The sequence below is a fragment of the Streptococcus pseudopneumoniae genome (assembly GCF_001074975.1).
In the GTDB taxonomy this organism is placed as follows: Bacteria; Bacillota; Bacilli; order Lactobacillales; family Streptococcaceae; genus Streptococcus; species Streptococcus pseudopneumoniae_D.
The window spans coordinates 13,817-33,133 of the sequence record NZ_JUUO01000139.1; the positions used below are offsets into that span (position 1 = coordinate 13,817).

General features: G+C 41.1%; 17 protein-coding genes and 1 other annotated feature. All 17 genes read left to right on the forward strand.

The window, feature by feature from the left end; all coding sequences use genetic code 11:
- The first annotated feature begins 54 nt into the window (after positions 1-54).
- The 17 genes from ADI86_RS10290 to proC all read left to right on the forward strand — a co-directional run bounded on the left by ADI86_RS10290 (position 55) and on the right by proC (position 19,202).
- Positions 55-900, forward strand: coding sequence for a LicD family protein (locus tag ADI86_RS10290; protein ID WP_080983237.1), 846 nt, complete (start codon positions 55-57; stop codon positions 898-900).
- Positions 890-1,993: a glycosyltransferase gene (locus ADI86_RS10295; RefSeq protein WP_080983238.1), complete on the forward strand. Its 1,104-nt coding sequence runs from the start codon at positions 890-892 to the stop codon at positions 1,991-1,993. Before ADI86_RS10290 ends, ADI86_RS10295 begins: the two co-directional genes overlap by 11 nt.
- Position 1,994: 1 nt before the next feature.
- Complete coding sequence (locus ADI86_RS10300) at positions 1,995-2,981, forward strand: glycosyltransferase family 2 protein (RefSeq protein ID WP_049532935.1); 987 nt, start codon at positions 1,995-1,997, stop codon at positions 2,979-2,981.
- A 15-nt stretch (positions 2,982-2,996) separates the two neighbouring features.
- Entirely contained in the window at positions 2,997-4,466 is a 1,470-nt protein-coding gene (locus ADI86_RS10305) for an O-antigen polysaccharide polymerase Wzy family protein (protein WP_049532936.1), read from the forward strand.
- Positions 4,459-5,493: a hypothetical protein gene (locus ADI86_RS10310; protein WP_049532937.1), complete on the forward strand. Its 1,035-nt coding sequence runs from the start codon at positions 4,459-4,461 to the stop codon at positions 5,491-5,493. The genes ADI86_RS10305 and ADI86_RS10310 overlap by 8 nt, the downstream gene beginning before the upstream one ends.
- A gap of 202 nt (positions 5,494-5,695) precedes the next feature.
- Positions 5,696-6,433, forward strand: coding sequence for an adaptor protein MecA (mecA, locus tag ADI86_RS10315; protein ID WP_049532938.1), 738 nt, complete (start codon positions 5,696-5,698; stop codon positions 6,431-6,433).
- Between the two features lie 153 nt (positions 6,434-6,586).
- On the forward strand, positions 6,587-7,873 hold the full coding sequence (locus ADI86_RS10320) for a homoserine dehydrogenase (RefSeq protein ID WP_049532939.1): 1,287 nt from the start codon (positions 6,587-6,589) through the stop codon (positions 7,871-7,873).
- 1 nt (position 7,874) lies between these two features.
- Positions 7,875-8,744: a homoserine kinase gene (thrB, locus tag ADI86_RS10325; RefSeq protein ID WP_049532940.1), complete on the forward strand. Its 870-nt coding sequence runs from the start codon at positions 7,875-7,877 to the stop codon at positions 8,742-8,744.
- A 99-nt stretch (positions 8,745-8,843) separates the two neighbouring features.
- Entirely contained in the window at positions 8,844-9,782 is a 939-nt protein-coding gene (gene msrB, locus ADI86_RS10330; protein WP_049532941.1) for a peptide-methionine (R)-S-oxide reductase MsrB, read from the forward strand.
- A gap of 60 nt (positions 9,783-9,842) precedes the next feature.
- Positions 9,843-11,567, forward strand: coding sequence for an ABC transporter ATP-binding protein (locus tag ADI86_RS10335; protein WP_049532942.1), 1,725 nt, complete (start codon positions 9,843-9,845; stop codon positions 11,565-11,567).
- Position 11,568: 1 nt separating this feature from the next.
- Positions 11,569-13,317 carry an ABC transporter ATP-binding protein gene (locus ADI86_RS10340; protein ID WP_049532943.1) on the forward strand — a complete coding sequence of 583 codons (1,749 nt, stop codon included), beginning with the start codon at positions 11,569-11,571 and terminating at the stop codon, positions 13,315-13,317.
- Positions 13,318-13,431: 114 nt separating this feature from the next.
- Positions 13,432-14,691, forward strand: a complete 1,260-nt coding sequence (locus ADI86_RS10345) for a TRZ/ATZ family protein (protein WP_049532944.1) — start codon at positions 13,432-13,434, stop codon at positions 14,689-14,691.
- A 75-nt stretch (positions 14,692-14,766) separates the two neighbouring features.
- Positions 14,767-14,902 (forward strand) — a sequence feature (ribosomal protein L10 leader region).
- A 38-nt stretch (positions 14,903-14,940) separates the two neighbouring features.
- Complete coding sequence (gene rplJ, locus ADI86_RS10350) at positions 14,941-15,441, forward strand: 50S ribosomal protein L10 (RefSeq protein WP_004259693.1); 501 nt, start codon at positions 14,941-14,943, stop codon at positions 15,439-15,441.
- A gap of 74 nt (positions 15,442-15,515) precedes the next feature.
- Positions 15,516-15,884: a 50S ribosomal protein L7/L12 gene (gene rplL, locus ADI86_RS10355; RefSeq protein ID WP_001196965.1), complete on the forward strand. Its 369-nt coding sequence runs from the start codon at positions 15,516-15,518 to the stop codon at positions 15,882-15,884.
- A gap of 135 nt (positions 15,885-16,019) precedes the next feature.
- Positions 16,020-17,129: a glutamate 5-kinase gene (gene proB / locus ADI86_RS10360; RefSeq protein ID WP_049532945.1), complete on the forward strand. Its 1,110-nt coding sequence runs from the start codon at positions 16,020-16,022 to the stop codon at positions 17,127-17,129.
- Positions 17,130-17,138: 9 nt separating this feature from the next.
- Positions 17,139-18,401 (forward strand): glutamate-5-semialdehyde dehydrogenase, encoded by a 1,263-nt coding sequence (locus tag ADI86_RS10365; protein WP_049532946.1) that lies wholly within the window; start codon positions 17,139-17,141, stop codon positions 18,399-18,401.
- Positions 18,402-18,404: 3 nt separating this feature from the next.
- Positions 18,405-19,202: a pyrroline-5-carboxylate reductase gene (gene proC, locus ADI86_RS10370; protein WP_049532947.1), complete on the forward strand. Its 798-nt coding sequence runs from the start codon at positions 18,405-18,407 to the stop codon at positions 19,200-19,202.
- Positions 19,203-19,317: the final 115 nt, after the last annotated feature.

The following is a 19,317-nucleotide window of genomic DNA, read 5'->3' on the forward strand; positions in this document are numbered from 1 at the left end:
ATAGATTTTCACCCCCTATTTGTGGTATAATGGAACGATACGATAGAAAGAATAATGAACAATATGACTGATTTAAAAGCAATTCAGGCTCGTAGTCTGGAGATGGCTGAATATTTTGTGGCCTTTTGTAAAGAACATGATTTGCTTTGTTATCTTTGTGGTGGAGGTGCTATTGGTGCCCTTCGAAACAAGGGTTTCATTCCTTGGGACGACGACCTAGACTTTTTTATGCCCCGTAAAGATTATGAGAAATTAGCAGAATTATGGTCTCGTTATGCAGATGAGCGTTATTTCTTGTCAAAGAGTAACAAGGATTTTGTAGACCGCAATCTTTTTATTACCATTCGTGACAAGGAAACTACCTGTATCAAACCTTACCAGAAAGATTTGAATTTACCACATGGTCTGGCCTTGGATGTGTTGCCTTTGGATTATTATCCGAAAAATCCAGCTGAGAGAAAGAAACAGGTTCGCTGGGCCTTGATTTATTCACTCTTTTGTGCCCAAACTATTCCAGAAAAGCATGGTGCACTTATGAAATGGGGAAGCCGTATTTTACTGGGTGTGACTCCCAAATCTCTCCGTTATCGCATTTGGAAAAAAGCTGAAAAAGAAATGACCAAGTACAGTCTAGCTGAGAGCGATGGAATCACGGAATTATGCTCGGGTCCTGGTTACATGAGAAACAAGTACCCAATCGAATCGTTTGAAGATAATCTCTTCTTGCCATTTGAAGAGACAGAGATGCCTATTCCAGTTGGCTACGATGCCTATCTCAGCACTGCTTTTGGGGATTATATGACGCCTCCACCAGCAGACAAGCAAGTACCACATCATGATGCTGTCATCGCTGATATGGATAAGTCTTATACAGAATACAAGGGAGAATATGGTGGCTAAGAAAAAAATCTTATTTTTTATGTGGTCTTTTTCTCTCGGGGGTGGAGCAGAGAAGATTCTGTCGACAATTGTTTCAAATCTGAATCCAGAAAAGTATGATATTGATATTCTTGAAATGGAGCACTTTGACAAGGGATACGAATCTGTTCCCAAGCATGTAGGCATTTTAAAATCCCTTCAGGATTACCGCCAAGCTAGATGGTTACGAGCTTTTTTGTGGAGAATGAGAATTTATTTTCCAAGATTGACACGTCGCTTACTGGTGAAAGATGACTATGATGTTGAAGTTTCCTTTACCATTATGAATCCTCCACTTTTGTTCTCTAAAAGAAAAGAAGTCAAGAAGATCTCTTGGATTCATGGAAGTATCGAAGAATTTCTTAAGGATAGTTCAAAAAGAGAATCACATAGACGCCAGTTGGATGCTGCGGATACCATTGTAGGAATTTCTAAAAAGACCAGTCATTCTATCAAGGAAGTCTATCCAGATTATGCTACGAAATTACAGACGGTCTACAATGGATATGATTTTAAGAGTATTCTAGAAAAATCTCAAGAGAGGATCGATATCGAGATTGCGCCTCAAAGTATCTGTACTATCGGACGGATTGAGGAAAATAAGGGTTCTGACCGTGTGGTGGAAGTGATACGATTATTACACCAAGAGGGAAAATACTATCATCTCTACTTCATAGGGGCTGGTGATATGGATGAGGAACTGAAAAAACGCGTCAAAGAATATGAGCTTGAAGACTATGTACATTTCCTTGGTTATCAAAAAAATCCATACCAGTATTTGTCTCGGATGAAAGTTCTCTTGTCTATGTCTAAACAAGAAGGTTTTCCTGGAGTGTATGTGGAAGCCTTGAGTCTGGGACTTCCTTTTGTCTCTACGGATGTCGGAGGGGCTGAGGAATTATCCCAAGAAGGACGATTTGGACAAATCATTGAGAGCAATCAAGAGGCAGCTCAGGCAATTACGAACTACATGACCTCTGCTTCAAACTTCGATGTCAATGAGGCTAGTCAATTCATTCAGCAATTTACAATTGCCAAACAAATCGAACAAGTAGAAAAACTATTAGAGGAGTAGCATGGAAACTGCATTAATTAGTGTCATTGTGCCAGTCTATAATGTGGCGCAGTACCTAGAAAAATCGATAGCTTCCATTCAGAAGCAGACCTATCAGAATCTGGAAATCATTCTTGTTGATGATGGTGCAAGAGATGAGAGTGGTGGCTTGTGTGATGCAATCGCTAAACAAGATGATAGGGTGTCAGTTCTTCATAAAAAGAACGAAGGCTTGTCGCAAGCGCGAAATGATGGAATGAAGCAGGCTCACGGGGATTATCTGATTTTTATTGATTCAGATGATTATATCCATCCAGAAATGATTCAGAGCTTATATGAGCAAATAATTCAAGAAGATGCCGATGTTTCGAGCTGTGGTGTCATGAATGTCTATGCTAATGATGAAAGTCCACAATCAGCCAATCAGGATGACTATTTTGTCTGTGATTCTCAAACATTTCTAAAGGAATACCTCATAGGTGAAAAAATCCCTGGAACGATTTGCAATAAGCTAATCAAGAGACAGATTGCAACTCCCCTATCCTTTCCAAAGGGATTAATTTATGAAGATGCTTATTATCATTTTGATTTAATCAAGTTGGCTAAGAAGTACGTTGTTAATACCAAACCCTATTATTACTATTTCCATAGAGGGGATAGTATTACGACTAAACCCTATGCAGAGAAGGATTTAGCCTATATTGATATCTACCAAAAGTTTTACAATGAAGTTGTGAAAAACTATCCGGATTTGAAAGAGGTTGCTTTTTTCAGATTGGCCTATGCCTACTTTTTTATTCTGGATAAGATGTTACTAGATGATCAGTATAAACAATTTGAAGCCTATTCTCAGATTCATCGTTTTTTAAAAGGCCATGCCTTTACTATTGCTAGGAATCCAATTTTCCGTAAGGGGAGAAGAATTAGTGCTTTGGCTCTATTCATAAATATTTCCTTATACCGATTCTTATTACTAAAAAATATTGAAAAATCTAAAAAATTACATTAGAACGGGGGTGAGCAAGTGATTGATGGGAAACGATTATTATTTAGTTTGACCATAGTCAGCTATGCCTTGACGCTAGTAAGTGGAATTGTGTATCTGTTTAATAATAACAATGTTAGCTTGCTTTCTACTTTATTGTTCTTACTGGTTAGTAGCTTAATTGCTTGTTGGAATGATATCAAGTATTACTTAATCCATTTTATTTTCTTTTTAACTATTTTTGTATTTCTGGTATCAAGGCCGACCATTGATTATTTTAGAGATGGGGCTTTGGATACCTATCATCCGATAGCCTATCGTTTTGCCTTTATAGTTGTCATGGTTTCGATTCTGGGCTTGACCATAGGAGGCGTCCTGGCTCGTTACTTCATAGCTAGGAAGAAAATAAAAGTAGCAAATATAGGAAATTCTATAAAAGAGGTTTATATCAAGCGGTTACGCTTTGTATCACTAGGAGTTTTTCTTCTAACCTATCCTTTCTATTTCATTAGATTATTTGAACGGCTCCTGTATCGCTTGCAGACTTCCTACTATGCCTACTATGCGAACTTTGAAAGTAAACTTCCTTATTTTACCTATATCTTATCAACCTTTACGGTCTATGCAATGTGTATGTATTTGGCAACGAAACCTAAGAAATTGCAGGCAACAGCAGTGCTTGTCTCCTTTATTGCAGCTAATACCATTCATTTGGCAATCGGGACACGAAATCCCTTTATTTTAAGTATTTTATTTGCTTTTGTTTATTATTTTATGCGGGAGCAAACTGAAAAAGGAAAATGGATTGGATTTAAAGAAAAGTTAGCGATTTTTGTAGGTTCTCCTATTCTCATGTTAGCGATGGGAGTGCTCAATTATGTACGGGATAATGTCCAGGTTTCTCATACAGGTTTCTGGGATATCCTGCTTGACTTTATCTATAAACAAGGGACTAGTTTTGGAGTTCTGGCTCGAGGTTTTCTATTCAACAGTAGCCTCCCTTACCGAGATTTACGCAATTTCACTTTTGGTCCTGTCCTTGATTATTTTGCAAGAGGAAGTTTGGGGGCTATTTTCGGAGGAAAAGCCTTTGAACATACAACCAATAGTGTGGAGCTAGCTATTGATAGTAATAGTTATGCCCATAATCTATCCTATCTTGTTTTGAACAAGGAGTACCTGAAAGGACATGGTATCGGAAGTAGTTATATCATGGAGTTGTATACAGACTATGGTATGATAGGAGTCTTTCTACTTAGTCTCTTACTCGGTGTATTATTTATAGCTATGCTACAAGTAGCCTATCGCTCAAGAACAATCCTATTTGCCTTGTCCCTACTCATCTTAAATAATTTATTCTTTATGCCTAGAAGTAGCTTTTCAGAAAGTTTCTTCAATCTATTTACAATGCAATTCTGGGGAATTGTTCTTGTGATTCTATTTGTAGCGAAAATGCTTACAAAAGAAAACCAGTATCTACTAAACAAAGGAGAAAAAAATCATGTTTGAACATTATTCAGTAGCTGATTTGTTTGCAAATCTTTACAAAAAACGAAAAACAAATATTCTAGCTCTCATCGCTTTATTTGCTCTCATTGCTGTACCATTTACAATTAAAGCAGTTAAGAATAAAAACACTGTCAAAGACACAACAAGTTATTCAACTTATATCAGCTATAAAATTACCCCTCCAGAAGATTCATCTAAAACGATTTTGAATCATCAAATTGGTGGTTATAGTGATTTCTACGGAAAATTGATTGATGGGAATTTGAATGGGGCTTATCTTTTTAATGATGTAGAACCCAGTGAGTTGAAAAAAATTGCCAGTGAATTGGATACGACAGAGACAACCTTGAAAAATTCTACAAGTGACTATTGGTGGAAAAAATTGACAGTCTACTATATGATTGACGATGCAGGGGTTGGTGTGAAAATTTTGACACCAAGTAAAGATGCCAATGACTTGTTAGAGAAAAAAATTGATGGGTTGATTGAGAAATTTAAACACACCTATGCAAATGTAAAAATTGAAAAATTGGAAACCATCAACTCTAAGGAATTGAATGCAAATGGTGAAACAGCGCTTGGCTTAAATGTGAAAAATCTGATTCTTCGTTTAGCTGTTATTGGAGTGGTTTGTGTGATTTTGGTTGTGATGGGAAATGTGTTAGTTTATCTCTTTAATCCAACAATCAATAGAGCAGGTGATCTTTCTCAATATCAAATTGATTTTGTAACAGAGATTACAACAATTGCCAACCTAGCAGATGTCTTGTCATACAAAAATGCTGGACAAGAGTTGACTATCGTTAGCTCAAATAAAGCTATCCTAGATAAATTGAAACAAAATCAAGAGGCTTTGAAAGGAATGCATTTTGTAGATTTACAAGATGTACCTTCTCTTTTAGAAAGAGATACAGTCCTTCTTGTTGAAGAATATGGAGTAACTCGTTATAAGAAATTTGAGCAAAGTCTTCAAATTCTTCGAAACTTAAACCGTTCTATCCTCGGTGTAGCAACCTTTAAATTATAATCATTCTGATATTATCAAGTCTTCAAAGTCAGACAAGAAGTTTGATTTTGAAGACTTTTTCTATTTGTCAGCAGAAATTTTCTTTTGAGATTTCTAGAGTAATGACTCTCGGGAAAATCTAGCCTGATAGAGGAGCCTTCTTTTGATAAAATCGTAAAAATCTAGTATAATAGATAGAACTGAAAGTATGAGGTTACTAGCAATGAAAATGAAACAAATTAGTGATACAACTTTGAAAATCACGATGTCTTTAGAGGATTTGATGGATCGTGGCATGGAGATTGCTGACTTTCTTGTTCCTCAAGAAAAAACAGAAGAATTCTTTTATGCTATCTTGGATGAGTTAGAGATGCCTGAGAGCTTTTTGGATACAGGTATGTTGAGCTTCCGTGTGACTCCAAAACCGGATAAGGTCGATGTCTTTGTAACTAAATCAAAGATTGACCAAAATCTAGATTTTGAAGATTTATCGGATTTACCAGATATGGAAGAATTGGCCCAAATGTCGCCGGATGAATTTATCAAAACCTTGGAAAAAAGCATCGCGGACAAAACCAAGGATGATATCGAAGCGATTCAATCTCTAGAGCAAGTAGAAGCCAAGGAAGAAGAGCAGGAGCAGGCTGAACAAGAAGTTGAGAGCAAGAAAGAGCCTTACATCTACTACATCCTTTCTTTTTCTAAGTTGGCTGACTTAGTGGCTTTTGCCAAGACAGTGACTTTTGAGATGGAAACTTCTGAACTCTACAAAATGAATGAGCGCTATTATTTGACTATTTTAGTGGATATTGAAAATCATCCAAGTCCATATCCAGCTTGGCTCTTGGCTCGTATGCGCGAGTTTGCGGAAGATAGTGATATCAGTCGTTCAGTCTTGCAGGAGTATGGTCAAGTCTTGATGAATCACGATGCAGTGATCAATCTGCAAAAAATTGGATAATCATTTCTGGAAAATTATTTCTAGATTTTAGGAAGAGCGAATCATCAGATTCGTTTTTTTTCTTTTCTAGACTGAAATAGTGATTTACTATGATAGGAATTTTCACAAAATTCTGTTATAATGGCTATATTAGAAAATTTCGAGGAGACAAACATGACAGTTAAAATTGCTTTACTAGGATTCGGTACCGTTGCAAGTGGTGTGCCCTTCCTCCTAAAGGAAAATGGAGAAAAAATCAATCAATCAGCACATTCAGAGATTGAAGTTGCTAAGGTATTGGTTAAGGATGAAGATGAAAAGAATCGCTTGCTTGCAGCAGGGAATGACTTTAACTTTGTAACCAATGTGGATGACATTTTATCAGACCAAGACATTACAATCGTAGTGGAATTAATGGGACGTATCGAACCTGCTAAGACTTTTATCACTCGTTCCTTGGAAGCTGGAAAACACGTTGTTACTGCTAACAAGGACCTTTTGGCTGTCCATGGTGCAGAATTGCTAGAAATCGCTAAATCCAACAATGTAGCACTTTACTACGAAGCAGCAGTAGCTGGTGGGATTCCAATTCTTCGCACTCTAGCAAATTCCTTGGCTTCTGATAAGATCACGCGTGTTCTTGGAGTGGTTAACGGAACTTCCAACTTCATGATGACCAAGATGGTGGAAGAAGGATGGTATTACGATGATGCTCTTGCGGAAGCGCAACGTCTAGGATTTGCAGAAAGCGACCCGACAAATGACGTGGATGGGATTGATGCAGCCTACAAGATGGTTATTTTGAGCCAATTTGCCTTTGGCATGAAGGTTGCCTTTGACGATGTAGCCCACAAGGGAATCCGCAACATCACACCAGAAGACGTAGCTGTAGCCCAAGATCTTGGCTATGTAGTGAAATTGGTTGGTTCTATCGAAGAAACTCCTTCAGGTATTGCTGCAGAAGTGACTCCAACCTTCCTTCCTAAAGCACACCCACTTGCCAGTGTGAATGGTGTAATGAACGCTGTCTTTGTAGAATCTATCGGTATTGGTGAGTCTATGTACTACGGACCAGGTGCTGGTCAAAAACCAACTGCAACAAGTGTTGTAGCAGATATTGTCCGTATCGTTCGTCGCTTGAATGATGGTACCATTGGTAAAGACTTCAACGAATATAGCCGTGACTTGGTCTTGGCTAATCCAGAGGATGTCAAAGCAAATTACTACTTCTCAATCTTGGCTCCAGACTCAAAAGGTCAGGTCTTGAAACTTGCTGAAATCTTTAATGCTCAAGATATTTCCTTCAAGCAAATTCTCCAAGATGGAAAAGAGGGTGACAAGGCGCGTGTTGTGATCATCACACACAAGATTAATAAAGCCCAGCTGGAAAATGTCTCAGCTGAATTGAAGAAGGTTTCAGAATTCGACCTCTTGAATACCTTCAAGGTGCTAGGAGAATAAGATGAAGATTATTGTACCTGCAACCAGTGCCAATATCGGGCCAGGATTTGACTCGGTCGGTGTAGCTGTAACTAAGTATCTTCAAATTGAGGTCTGCGAAGAACGAGATGAGTGGCTGATTGAACACCAGATTGGCAAATGGATTCCTCATGACGAGCGTAATCTCTTGCTCAAAATCGCTTTGCAAATTGTTCCAGACTTGCAACCAAGACGTTTGAAAATGACCAGTGATGTTCCCTTGGCGCGTGGTTTGGGTTCTTCTAGCTCGGTTATTGTTGCTGGAATTGAACTAGCCAACCAACTGGGCCAGCTCAACTTGTCAGACCATGAAAAATTGCAGTTGGCAACTAAGATTGAAGGCCATCCTGACAATGTGGCTCCAGCCATCTATGGTAATCTCGTTATTGCAAGTTCCGTTGAAGGACAAGTCTCTGCTATCGTAGCAGATTTTCCAGAGTGTGATTTCCTAGCCTACATTCCAAACTATGAATTGCGTACTCGCGATAGCCGAGGTGTCTTGCCTAAGAAATTGTCTTACAAAGAAGCTGTTGCAGCTAGTTCTATCGCCAATGTGGCGGTTGCGGCCTTGTTGGCAGGAGACATGGTGACCGCTGGGCAAGCAATCGAGGGAGACCTCTTTCACGAGCGATATCGTCGGGACTTGGTGAGAGAATTTGCGACGATTAAACAAGTGGCCAAAGAAAATGGTGCCTATGCAACCTACCTCTCTGGTGCTGGGCCGACAGTTATGGTCTTGGCTTCTCATGACAAGATGCCAACGATTAAGGCAGAATTGGAAAAGCAACCTTTCAAAGGAAAACTTCATGACTTGAAAGTTGATACCCAAGGTGTCCGTGTAGAAGCAAAATAAAGAATAGCAGATAGGATGGGGAAACTCTCGACCAGAGGGCTTCCTATCCTTTTTTTGAAAATAAGTCTAGTCAAAGAACTTGATAAAGGAGAAATTAAGATGGCAGAAATTTATCTAGCAGGCGGTTGTTTTTGGGGCCTAGAGGAATATTTTTCACGCATTTCTGGAGTGCTAACAACCAGTGTCGGCTACGCTAATGGTCAAGTCGAAACGACCAATTACCAGTTGCTCAAAGAAACAGACCATGCAGAAACGGTTCAAGTGATTTACGATGAGAAGGCAGTGTCACTTAGAGAGATTTTACTTTATTATTTCCGTGTTATTGATCCATTATCAGTCAATCAACAAGGGAATGACCGTGGACGTCAGTATCGGACCGGTATATATTACCAGGATGAAGCAGACTTGCCAGCTATCTACACAGTGGTGCAGGAGCAGGAACGCATGCTGGGTCGAAAGATTGCAGTAGAAGTGGAGAAACTTCGCCACTACATTCTGGCTGAAGATTACCACCAAGACTATCTTAAGAAAAATCCTTCGGGTTACTGTCATATCGATGTGACCGATGCTGAGAAGCCATTGATTGATGCAGCAAATTATGAAAAGCCTAGTCAAGAAGTGTTAAGGAAAAGTTTATCAGAAGAGTCTTACCGTGTCACCCAAGAAGCTGCTACAGAGACTCCATTTAATAATGCCTATGACCAAACCTTTGAAGAAGGGATTTATGTAGATATCACGACAGGTGAGCCACTCTTTTTTGCCAAGGATAAGTTTGCCTCAGGATGTGGTTGGCCAAGTTTTAGCCGACCTATCTCCAAGGAACTCATTCATTACTACCAGGACTTGAGTCACGGGATGGAGCGTATCGAAGTTCGTTCTCGCTCAGGAAATGCTCACTTGGGACACGTTTTCACAGATGGGCCTCGGGAGTTAGGTGGACTTCGTTACTGTATTAATTCTGCATCCTTGCGTTTTGTAGCCAAGGATGAGATGGAAGAAGCAGGATATGGCTTTCTATTGCCTTACTTAAACAAATAAAACAGAGAGGGTGGGCGCTTCCCACTTTCTTCATTTCCAGAATAAGAATAGAAGGGATTTATGAAACACCTATTATCTTACTTTAAACCCTACATCAGGGAATCGATTTTAGCCCCCTTGTTCAAGCTGTTAGAAGCTGTTTTTGAGCTCTTGGTTCCCATGGTGATTGCTGGGATTGTTGACCAATCCATACCCCAGAAAAATCAAGGTCATCTCTGGATGCAGATTGGACTTCTCCTTATCTTTGCAGTAATTGGCGTTGTAGTGGCCTTGATAGCCCAGTTTTACTCAGCCAAGGCTGCGGTGGGATTTACCAAAGAACTGACAGACGACCTCTATCGTCATATTCTTTCTTTACCCAAGGACAGCAGAGACCGCTTGACAACTTCGAGTTTGGTGACTCGCTTGACTTCTGATACCTACCAGATTCAGACTGGTATCAATCAATTCCTGCGTCTCTTTTTGAGAGCGCCCATTATCGTTTTTGGTGCTATTTTTATGGCCTATCGAATCTCAGCTGAGTTGACTTTCTGGTTTTTGGTCATGGTTGTCATTTTGACCATTGTCATTGTAGGGCTCTCTAGACTGGTCAATCCTCTCTACAGTAGTCTGAGAAAGAAAACGGACCAACTGGTTCAAGAAACGCGCCAGCAATTACAAGGAATGCGGGTTATTCGTGCTTTTGGACAAGAAAAACGAGAGTTACAAATTTTTCAAACCCTTAACCAAATCTATGCCAGATTGCAAGAAAAAACAGGTTTCTGGTCTAGTTTATTAACACCCCTGACCTATCTGATTGTTAATGGAACCCTCCTCGTCATTATCTGGCAGGGATATGTTTCTATTCAAGGAGATCTACTCAGCCAAGGTGCTCTCATTGCCCTCATCAACTACCTCTTGCAGATTTTGGTGGAATTGGTCAAGCTAGCTATGCTGATAAATTCTCTCAACCAGTCTTATATCTCAGCCAAGCGAATCGAGGAGGTATTTGCTGAGACTCCTGAAGATATCCATTCAGAATTAGGACAAAAGCAAGTTACCAGCAATCAGGTTTTACAAGTCCAAGAAATGACCTTTACCTATCCTGATGCGGCCCAGCCTTCTCTGAGAGACATTTCTTTTGATATGAAGCAAGGGCAAATCCTTGGTATCATTGGGGGAACTGGTTCTGGTAAGTCAAGCTTGGTGCAAGTCTTACTTGGACTCTATCCAGTAGGCAAGGGAAGCATTGCCCTTTATCTAGATGGATCTAGTCCTCGTAATTTGGAGGAATGGCGGTTTTGGATTACCAATGTACCCCAAAAAGTCGAACTCTTTAAGGGAACTATCCGTTCCAACTTGACTTTGGGTATAGAAGAGACAGTCTCTGACCAAGAACTCTGGCAGGCTTTGGAAATTGCCCAGGCCAAGGATTTTGTCAGTGAAAAGGAAGGGCTCTTGGAAGCAGAAGTCCAAGCAGGCGGCCGAAATTTCTCAGGTGGTCAAAAGCAACGCTTGTCGATTGCCCGAGCAGTTTTGCGCCAAGCTCCTTTTCTCATCCTGGATGATGCGACTTCGGCGCTGGACACCATTACCGAGTCTAAACTCTTGAAAGCTATTCGAGAGAACTTACCAAACACGAGCTTAATCTTGATTTCTCAACGAACTTCTACACTTCAGATGGCTGACCAGATTCTCCTTTTGGAAAAAGGGGAGCTCCTAGCTATCGGCAAGCACGATGATTTGATGAAAACTAGTCAAGTCTATCGCGAAATCAATGCATCCCAACATGGAAAGGAGGACTAGCATGAGACGACAAACAGCAAATCAGACGCTCAAACGTTTGGCCGTAGATTTAGCAAGACATCCCTTTCTCCTTTTCCTAGCCTTTCTAGGAACCATTGCCCAAGTCGGCTTATCTATTTATCTTCCTATCTTGCTTGGGCAGGTTATTGACCAAGTCCTAGTGATTGGTTCATCATCAGTTTTTTGGCAGATTTTCGTTCAAATGGTCTTGGTGGTCATAGGAAATACTCTGGTACAATGGGTAAATCCACTTCTTTATAATCGCCTAATTTTCTCTTATACCAGAGACTTGCGAGAGCGAATCATCCATAAGCTCCATCGTCTACCGATTGCTCTTGTAGACAGACAAGGTAGTGGAGAAATGGTCAGCCGTGTGACGACAGATATTGAACAGTTGGCCACAGGTCTGAATATGATTTTCAACCAATTTTTCATCGGAGTATTGATGATTTTGGTCAGTATCCTTGCCATGCTTCAAATTCATCTCTTGATGACTCTCTTGGTTTTGCTCTTAACACCGCTGTCTATGGTGATTTCACGCTTCATTGCCAAACGCTCCTATCATCTCTTCCAGAAGCAAACAGAGACGAGAGGAATTCAGACTCAGTTGATTGAAGAATCGTTGAGCCAGCAGACCATTATCCAGTCTTTTAATGCTCAGGCAGAGTTTATCCAAAAACTGCATGAGGCAAATGATAACTACGCAAGCTATTCTCAGTCAGCCATCTTTTATTCATCAACGGTCAATCCTTCAACTCGCTTTGTAAATTCGCTCATTTATGCCCTTCTAGCTGGAGTGGGAGCTTATCGTATCATGATAGGCTCTACCTTGACCATTGGACGTTTAGTGACCTTTTTGAACTATGTCCAACAGTACACTAAGCCCTTTAACGATATTTCTTCAGTTCTAGCCGAATTACAAAGTGCCTTGGCATGTGCAGAGCGTGTCTATGCTGTCTTAGAAAGTCCTGAGGTGGCTGAAAGTGGTAAGGAAGAGTTGACTAGTGACCAAGTTAAGGGAGCTATTTCCTTTAAACATGTCTCTTTTGGCTATCATCCTGAAAAGATTTTGATCAAGGACTTATCTATTGATATTCCAGCTGGTAGCAAGGTGGCCATCGTTGGTCCGACAGGTGCTGGCAAATCAACCCTTATCAATCTTCTTATGCGTTTCTATCCTATTAACTCAGGAGATATCTTGCTAGACGGAAGATCCATTTATGACTATAGTCGTGCTTCGCTACGACAGCAGTTTGGCATGGTGCTCCAAGAAACCTGGCTCAAGCAAGGGACCATTCATGATAATATTGCCTTTGGCAATCCTGAAGCTAGTCGAGAGCAGGTGATTGCTGCTGCCAAGGCAGCCAATGCAGACTTTTTCATCCAACAGTTGCCACAGGGATACGATACAAAGTTAGAAAATGCTGGAGAATCTCTCTCTGTCGGTCAGGCTCAGCTCTTGACCATTGCCCGAGTCTTTCTGGCTATTCCCAAGATTCTTATCTTAGACGAGGCAACTTCTTCTATCGATACGCGGACAGAAGTGTTGGTACAGGATGCTTTTGCTAAACTCATGAAGGGGCGCACAAGCTTTATCATTGCCCACCGCTTGTCAACCATTCAGGATGCGGATTTGATTCTAGTCTTGGTGGATGGTGACATCGTTGAGTATGGGAACCATCAGGATCTCATGGCCCGAAAGGGTAAGTATTACCAAATGCAGCAAGCTGCAGCCTTTAGTTCTGAATAAACCTTTCTACTTTGAAATCTTATGAACAAAAAAGGTTGCCTTCGGGTGACTTTTTTGTTACAATAGCTAGAAAAATTATTCACTGTAAATTGTCTTTTAGAAAAGGAGCCTAGTATGAAAGTCTATCAGCATGTAAATATCGTGACTTGTGATCAAGATTTCCATGTCTATCTAGATGGAATCTTAGCCGTTAAGGATTCTCAAATCGTCTATGTCGGACAAGAGAAGTCAGAGATTTTAGAGCAAGCTGAGCAGATTATAGACTATCAGGGAGCCTGGATTATGCCTAGTTTGGTCAATTGTCACACCCATTCTGCAATGACAGGTCTGAGAGGGATCCGAGATGATAGCAATCTCCATGAATGGCTCAATGACTATATCTGGCCTGCAGAAGCTGAGTTTACTCCCGACATGACTACAAGAGCGGTTAAAGAAGCTATGATAGAGATGCTCCAGTCGGGAACAACAACCTTCAACGATATGTATAATCCCAATGGTGTGGATATTGAACGGATTTATCAAGAAGTGAAAGTTTCTAAGATGCGTTGCTATTTTTCTCCAACCCTCTTTTCTTCAGAAGCTGAAACAACTGCTGAGACTATAAGTAGAACTCGAGCTATCATTGAAGAAATTATTGGATATAAAAATCCAAATTTCAAGGTGATGGTAGCCCCACATTCTCCTTACAGTTGTAGTAGAGACTTGCTGGAAGAAAGCTTAGATATGGCAAAAGAGTTGAATATTCCTATCCATATTCATGTTGCTGAGACTAAGGAGGAATCTGGCATTATCCTGAAACGATACGGCAAACGTCCCCTCGCTTTTCTAGAAGAACTGGGTTACTTAGACCATCCGTCTGTCTTTGCTCACGGGGTAGAATTAAACGAACGAGAAATTGAACGTTTGGTAACCTCTCAAGTATCTATCGCCCACAATCCTATCAGTAACCTCAAACTGGCCTCAGGAATCGCTCCAATTATCCAGCTCCAAAAAGCAGGAGTAGCAGTGGGAATTGCGACGGACTCAGTTGCTTCCAATAACAATCTTGATATGTTTGAGGAAGGACGGACTGCAGCACTTCTTCAGAAGATGAAAAGTGGAGATGCCAGCCAATTTCCTATCGAAACAGCTCTCAAGGCTCTGACAATTGAAGGGGCTAAGGTCTTAGGAATGGCAGAACAGATAGGAAGTCTAGAAGTTGGCAAGCAGGCAGATTTTCTCGTTATTCAACCACAAGGGAAAATCCATCTCCAACCCCAAGAAAATATGCTTTCTCACCTTGTCTATGCAGTCAAAGCCAGTGATGTTGATGATGTCTATATTGCCGGAGAACAAGTTGTTAAGCAAGGTCAAGTTCTGACAGTAGAACTTTAAAAGAAAAATAACGAAAAAATTTTAAAAAAGTTTGCAAAAATCTTGCATTCTTTTTTTGACTATGCTATACTTATAGACGGTTTGAAAAAACTGCCTAAGACAGTAGGGGAGCGAGACTCATAAGTATCCTACCGAGGACAAAACGTATCATGTAAAAAGAAGCGTATTGTACTTTCGTGTCTAGGTTTGGGCGCGTTTTTCTTTTGAAAAATTTCCCCAAGCAAAATAATAACGGAGGTGAACACACTAATGAGTGAAGCAATTATTGCTAAAAAAGCGGAACTAGTTGACGTAGTAGCTGAAAAAATGAAAGCTGCTGCATCTATCGTCGTTGTAGACGCTCGTGGTTTAACAGTTGAGCAAGATACAGTTCTTCGTCGTGAGCTTCGTGGAAGCGAAGTTGAGTATAAAGTTATTAAAAACTCAATCTTGCGTCGTGCAGCTGAAAAAGCTGGTCTTGAAGAACTTGCATCAGTATTTGTTGGACCATCTGCAGTAGCATTTTCTAACGAAGATGTTATCGCACCAGCGAAAATCTTGAACGACTTTTCTAAAAACGCTGAAGCACTTGAAATTAAAGGTGGTGCAATTGAAGGCGCTGTCGCATCTAAAGAAGAGATTCTTGCACTTGCAACTCTTCCAAACCGCGAAGGACTTCTTTCTATGCTCCTTTCTGTACTTCAAGCGCCAGTGCGCAACGTTGCTCTTGCAGTCAAAGCGGTTGCAGACAACAAAGAAGACGCAGCTTAATCTTAAGCTACGCAGCGTAGCCTAGCTACGAAAAATCTATTATAAATTTAAAAACATATTTGGAGGAAATAACAATGGCATTGAACATTGAAAACATTATTGCTGAAATTAAAGAAGCTTCAATCCTTGAATTGAACGACCTTGTAAAAGCTATCGAAGAAGAATTTGGTGTAACTGCAGCTGCTCCTGTAGCTGTTGCTGCAGCTGGTGCTGCTGACGCTGGTGCTGCTAAAGATTCATTCGACGTTGAATTGACATCTGCAGGCGACAAAAAAGTTGGCGTTATCAAAGTTGTACGTGAAATCACTGGTCTTGGACTTAAAGAAGCTAAAGAACTTGTTGACGGTGCACCAGCACTTGTTAAAGAAGGCGTTGCAACTGCAGAAGCTGAAGAAATCAAAGCTAAATTGGAAGAAGCTGGAGCTTCAGTTACTCTTAAATAATAGAGCAACTACATTAGTAGCTTAAAAACATGATTAAACCGCTATTCTTAGGACTAGCGGTTTTTTCTATCAACTCTTTTCCATTTCCTATTATTCATGTTATAATGGATAAATATGAAGAATCGGAGTGAGACTATGAAATACAAACGGATTGTCTTTAAGGTGGGAACTTCTTCTCTGACAAATGAGGATGGAAGTTTATCACGTAGTAAAGTAAAAGCTATTACCCAGCAGTTGGCTATGTTGCAAGAGGCTGGTCATGAATTGATTTTGGTATCGTCAGGTGCCATTGCTGCTGGTTTTGGGGCCTTAGGATTTAAAAAGCGTCCGACAAAGATTGCTGATAAACAGGCTTCAGCAGCGGTTGGACAAGGACTTTTGTTGGAAGAATACACGACCAATCTTCTCTTGCGCCAAATCGTTTCTGCCCAAATCTTGCTGACCCAGGATGATTTTGTAGATAAGCGTCGTTATAAAAATGCCTATCAGGCTTTGTCAGTTCTACTTAACCGTGGCGCGATTCCTATCATCAACGAGAATGACAGTGTCGTTATTGATGAGCTCAAGGTTGGAGACAATGACACTTTGAGTGCTCAGGTAGCAGCAATGGTTCAAGCAGATCTCTTAGTCCTTTTGACAGATGTCGATGGTCTTTATACTGGAAATCCGAACTCTGATCCTAAGGCTAGACGTTTGAAAAAAATTGAAACAATTAATCGTGAAATTATTGATATGGCTGGTGGTGCCGGTTCTTCAAACGGAACTGGGGGCATGCTTACAAAAATCAAAGCTGCAACTATTGCGACGGAATCAGGAGTTCCTGTTTATATCTGCTCATCCTTGAAGGCAGATGCAATGATTGAAGCGGCTGAGGAGACCAAGGATGGTTCCTACTTTGTTGCGCAAGAGAAGGGACTTCGTACCCAGAAACAATGGCTGGCCTTTTATGCTCAGAGTCAGGGTTCTATTTGGGTTGATAAAGGGGCTGCTGAAGCTCTCTCTCAACATGGAAAGAGTCTTCTCTTATCTGGTATTGTTGAAGCAGAAGGAGCCTTTTCTTACGGTGATATCGTGACAGTATTTGACAAGGAAAGTGGAAAATCGCTTGGAAAAGGACGCGTGCAATTTGGTGCCTCTGCTTTGGAGGATATGTTGCGTTCTCAAAAAGCCAAGGGTGTCTTGATTCACCGTGATGACTGGATTTCCATTACTCCTGAAATCCAACTACTCTTTACAGAATTTTAGAGGTAAATTATGGTAAGTACACAAGAACAATTTGAACAGGTACAGGCTGTTAAAAAATCGATCAACACAGCTAGTGAAGAGGTGAAAAACCAAGCCTTGCTAGCCATGGCTGATTACTTATTAGCAGCTACTGAGGAGATTTTAGCGGCAAATGCCCTCGATATGAAAGCGGCTAAAGGTAAAATCTCAGATGTGATGTTGGATCGTCTTTATTTGGATGCAGGTCGTATAGAAGCAATGGCAACTGGTATTCGTGAAGTGGTTGCTTTACCAGATCCAATCGGTGAAGTTTTAGAAACCAATCATCTTGAAAATGGCTTGGTTATCACAAAGAAACGTGTGGCCATGGGTGTTATCGGTATTATCTATGAAAGTCGTCCAAATGTGACGTCTGACGCGGCTGCTTTGGCTCTCAAGAGTGGAAATGCAGTCGTTCTTCGTAGTGGTAAGGATGCCTATCAAACAGCACATGCCATTGTCACAGCCTTGAAGAAGGGCTTGGAGACGACTACCATTCACCCAGACGTGATTCAACTGGTGGAAGATATTAGCCGAGAAAGTAGCTATGCTATGATGAAGGCCAAGGGCTATCTAGACCTTCTCATTCCTCGTGGAGGGGCTGGCTTGATTAATGCCGTGGTTGAGAATGCTATCGTACCTGTTATCGAGACAGGGACTGGGATTGTCCATGTCTATATGGATAAGGACGCAGACGAGGCTAAGGCTCTGTCTATCATCAACAATGCCAAAACCAGTCGTCCTTCTGTCTGCAATGCCATGGAAGTCCTCCTCGTTCATGAAGCCAAGGCAGCAAGCTTCCTTCCTCGCTTGGAGCAAGTGCTGGTTGCAGAGCGTAAGGAAGCTGGGTTGGAACCAATTCAATTCCGCTTGGATAGTAAAGCAAGTCAGTTTGTTTCAGGTCAAGCAGCCGAGGCTCAAGACTTTGACACCGAGTTTTTAGACTATGTCCTAGCTGTTAAGGTTGTGAGCAGTTTAGAAGAAGCAGTTGCCCATATTGAAGCCCATAGTACCCATCATTCGGATGCCATTGTGACGGAAAATGCGGATGCGGCAGCTTACTTTACAGATCAAGTAGACTCTGCAGCTGTCTATGTCAATGCTTCAACGCGTTTCACAGATGGTGGTCAATTTGGCCTGGGTTGTGAAATGGGGATTTCAACTCAGAAATTGCACGCGCGTGGTCCCATGGGCTTGAAGGAATTGACTAGCTACAAGTATGTGGTTACTGGTGATGGACAGATAAGGGAGTAAGAGATGAAGATTGGATTTATCGGTTTGGGGAATATGGGTGCTAGTTTGGCCAAGGCTGTTTTGCAGGCCAAGACGGGTGAACAGATTCTCCTTGCCAATCGTAGTCAAGCCAAGGTAGATGCTTTCATTGCAGACTTTGGTGGACAAGCTTCTAGCAATGAAGAAATATTCGCAGAAGCAGATGTGATTTTTCTAGGAGTCAAGCCTGCACAGTTTTCAGACTTGCTTACTCAATACCAGACCATCCTTGAAAAACGAGAAAGTCTTCTTTTGATTTCTATGGCAGCTGGATTGACCTTGGAAAAACTGGCTAGTCTTCTGCCAAGTCAACATCGGATTATTCGTATGATGCCAAATACCCCTGCTTCTATCGGTCAAGGAGTGATTAGTTATGCCTTGTCTCCTAATTGCAGTGCTGAGGACAGCGAGCTATTTTGTCAGCTTCTAGCCAAGGCTGGTCTCTTGGTTGAACTTGGGGAAAGCTTAATCGATGCAGCGACAGGTCTTGCAGGTTGTGGACCAGCTTTTGTCTATCTCTTTATTGAGGCCTTGGCAGATGCGGGTGTTCAGACAGGATTGCCACGAGAAACGGCTTTGAAAATGGCAGCCCAAACCGTGGTAGGAGCTGGACAATTGGTTCTAGAAAGCCAAGAGCATCCTGGGGTCTTGAAAGACCAAGTTTGTAGCCCAGGAGGTTCAACTATCGCTGGTGTAGCAAGCCTAGAAACACATGCTTTTCGAGGAACGGTCATGGATGCAGTTCATCAAGCCTACAAACGAACACAAGAACTAGGTAAATAAGAGGTAGTTTTGTCTGCCTCTTTTATGGTGGTTGATACTCTTCGAAAATCTCTTCAAACCACGTCAACGTCGCCTTGCCGTACTCAAGTACAGCCTGCGGCTAGTTTCCTAGTTT

Coding starts and splice junctions, on each gene's coding strand:
- msrB (WP_049532941.1), top strand. CDS start 8,844: ATGGCAGAAATTTATCTAGCAGGCGGTTGTTTTTGGGGCCTAGAGGAA.
- ADI86_RS10310 (WP_049532937.1), top strand. CDS start 4,459: ATGTTTGAACATTATTCAGTAGCTGATTTGTTTGCAAATCTTTACAAA.
- ADI86_RS10320 (WP_049532939.1), top strand. CDS start 6,587: ATGACAGTTAAAATTGCTTTACTAGGATTCGGTACCGTTGCAAGTGGT.
- mecA (WP_049532938.1), top strand. CDS start 5,696: ATGAAAATGAAACAAATTAGTGATACAACTTTGAAAATCACGATGTCT.
- ADI86_RS10335 (WP_049532942.1), top strand. CDS start 9,843: ATGAAACACCTATTATCTTACTTTAAACCCTACATCAGGGAATCGATT.
- ADI86_RS10290 (WP_080983237.1), top strand. CDS start 55: ATGAACAATATGACTGATTTAAAAGCAATTCAGGCTCGTAGTCTGGAG.
- rplJ (WP_004259693.1), top strand. CDS start 14,941: ATGAGTGAAGCAATTATTGCTAAAAAAGCGGAACTAGTTGACGTAGTA.
- ADI86_RS10340 (WP_049532943.1), top strand. CDS start 11,569: ATGAGACGACAAACAGCAAATCAGACGCTCAAACGTTTGGCCGTAGAT.
- ADI86_RS10345 (WP_049532944.1), top strand. CDS start 13,432: ATGAAAGTCTATCAGCATGTAAATATCGTGACTTGTGATCAAGATTTC.
- proC (WP_049532947.1), top strand. CDS start 18,405: ATGAAGATTGGATTTATCGGTTTGGGGAATATGGGTGCTAGTTTGGCC.
- ADI86_RS10365 (WP_049532946.1), top strand. CDS start 17,139: ATGGTAAGTACACAAGAACAATTTGAACAGGTACAGGCTGTTAAAAAA.
- thrB (WP_049532940.1), top strand. CDS start 7,875: ATGAAGATTATTGTACCTGCAACCAGTGCCAATATCGGGCCAGGATTT.
- rplL (WP_001196965.1), top strand. CDS start 15,516: ATGGCATTGAACATTGAAAACATTATTGCTGAAATTAAAGAAGCTTCA.
- ADI86_RS10295 (WP_080983238.1), top strand. CDS start 890: ATGGTGGCTAAGAAAAAAATCTTATTTTTTATGTGGTCTTTTTCTCTC.
- proB (WP_049532945.1), top strand. CDS start 16,020: ATGAAATACAAACGGATTGTCTTTAAGGTGGGAACTTCTTCTCTGACA.
- ADI86_RS10300 (WP_049532935.1), top strand. CDS start 1,995: ATGGAAACTGCATTAATTAGTGTCATTGTGCCAGTCTATAATGTGGCG.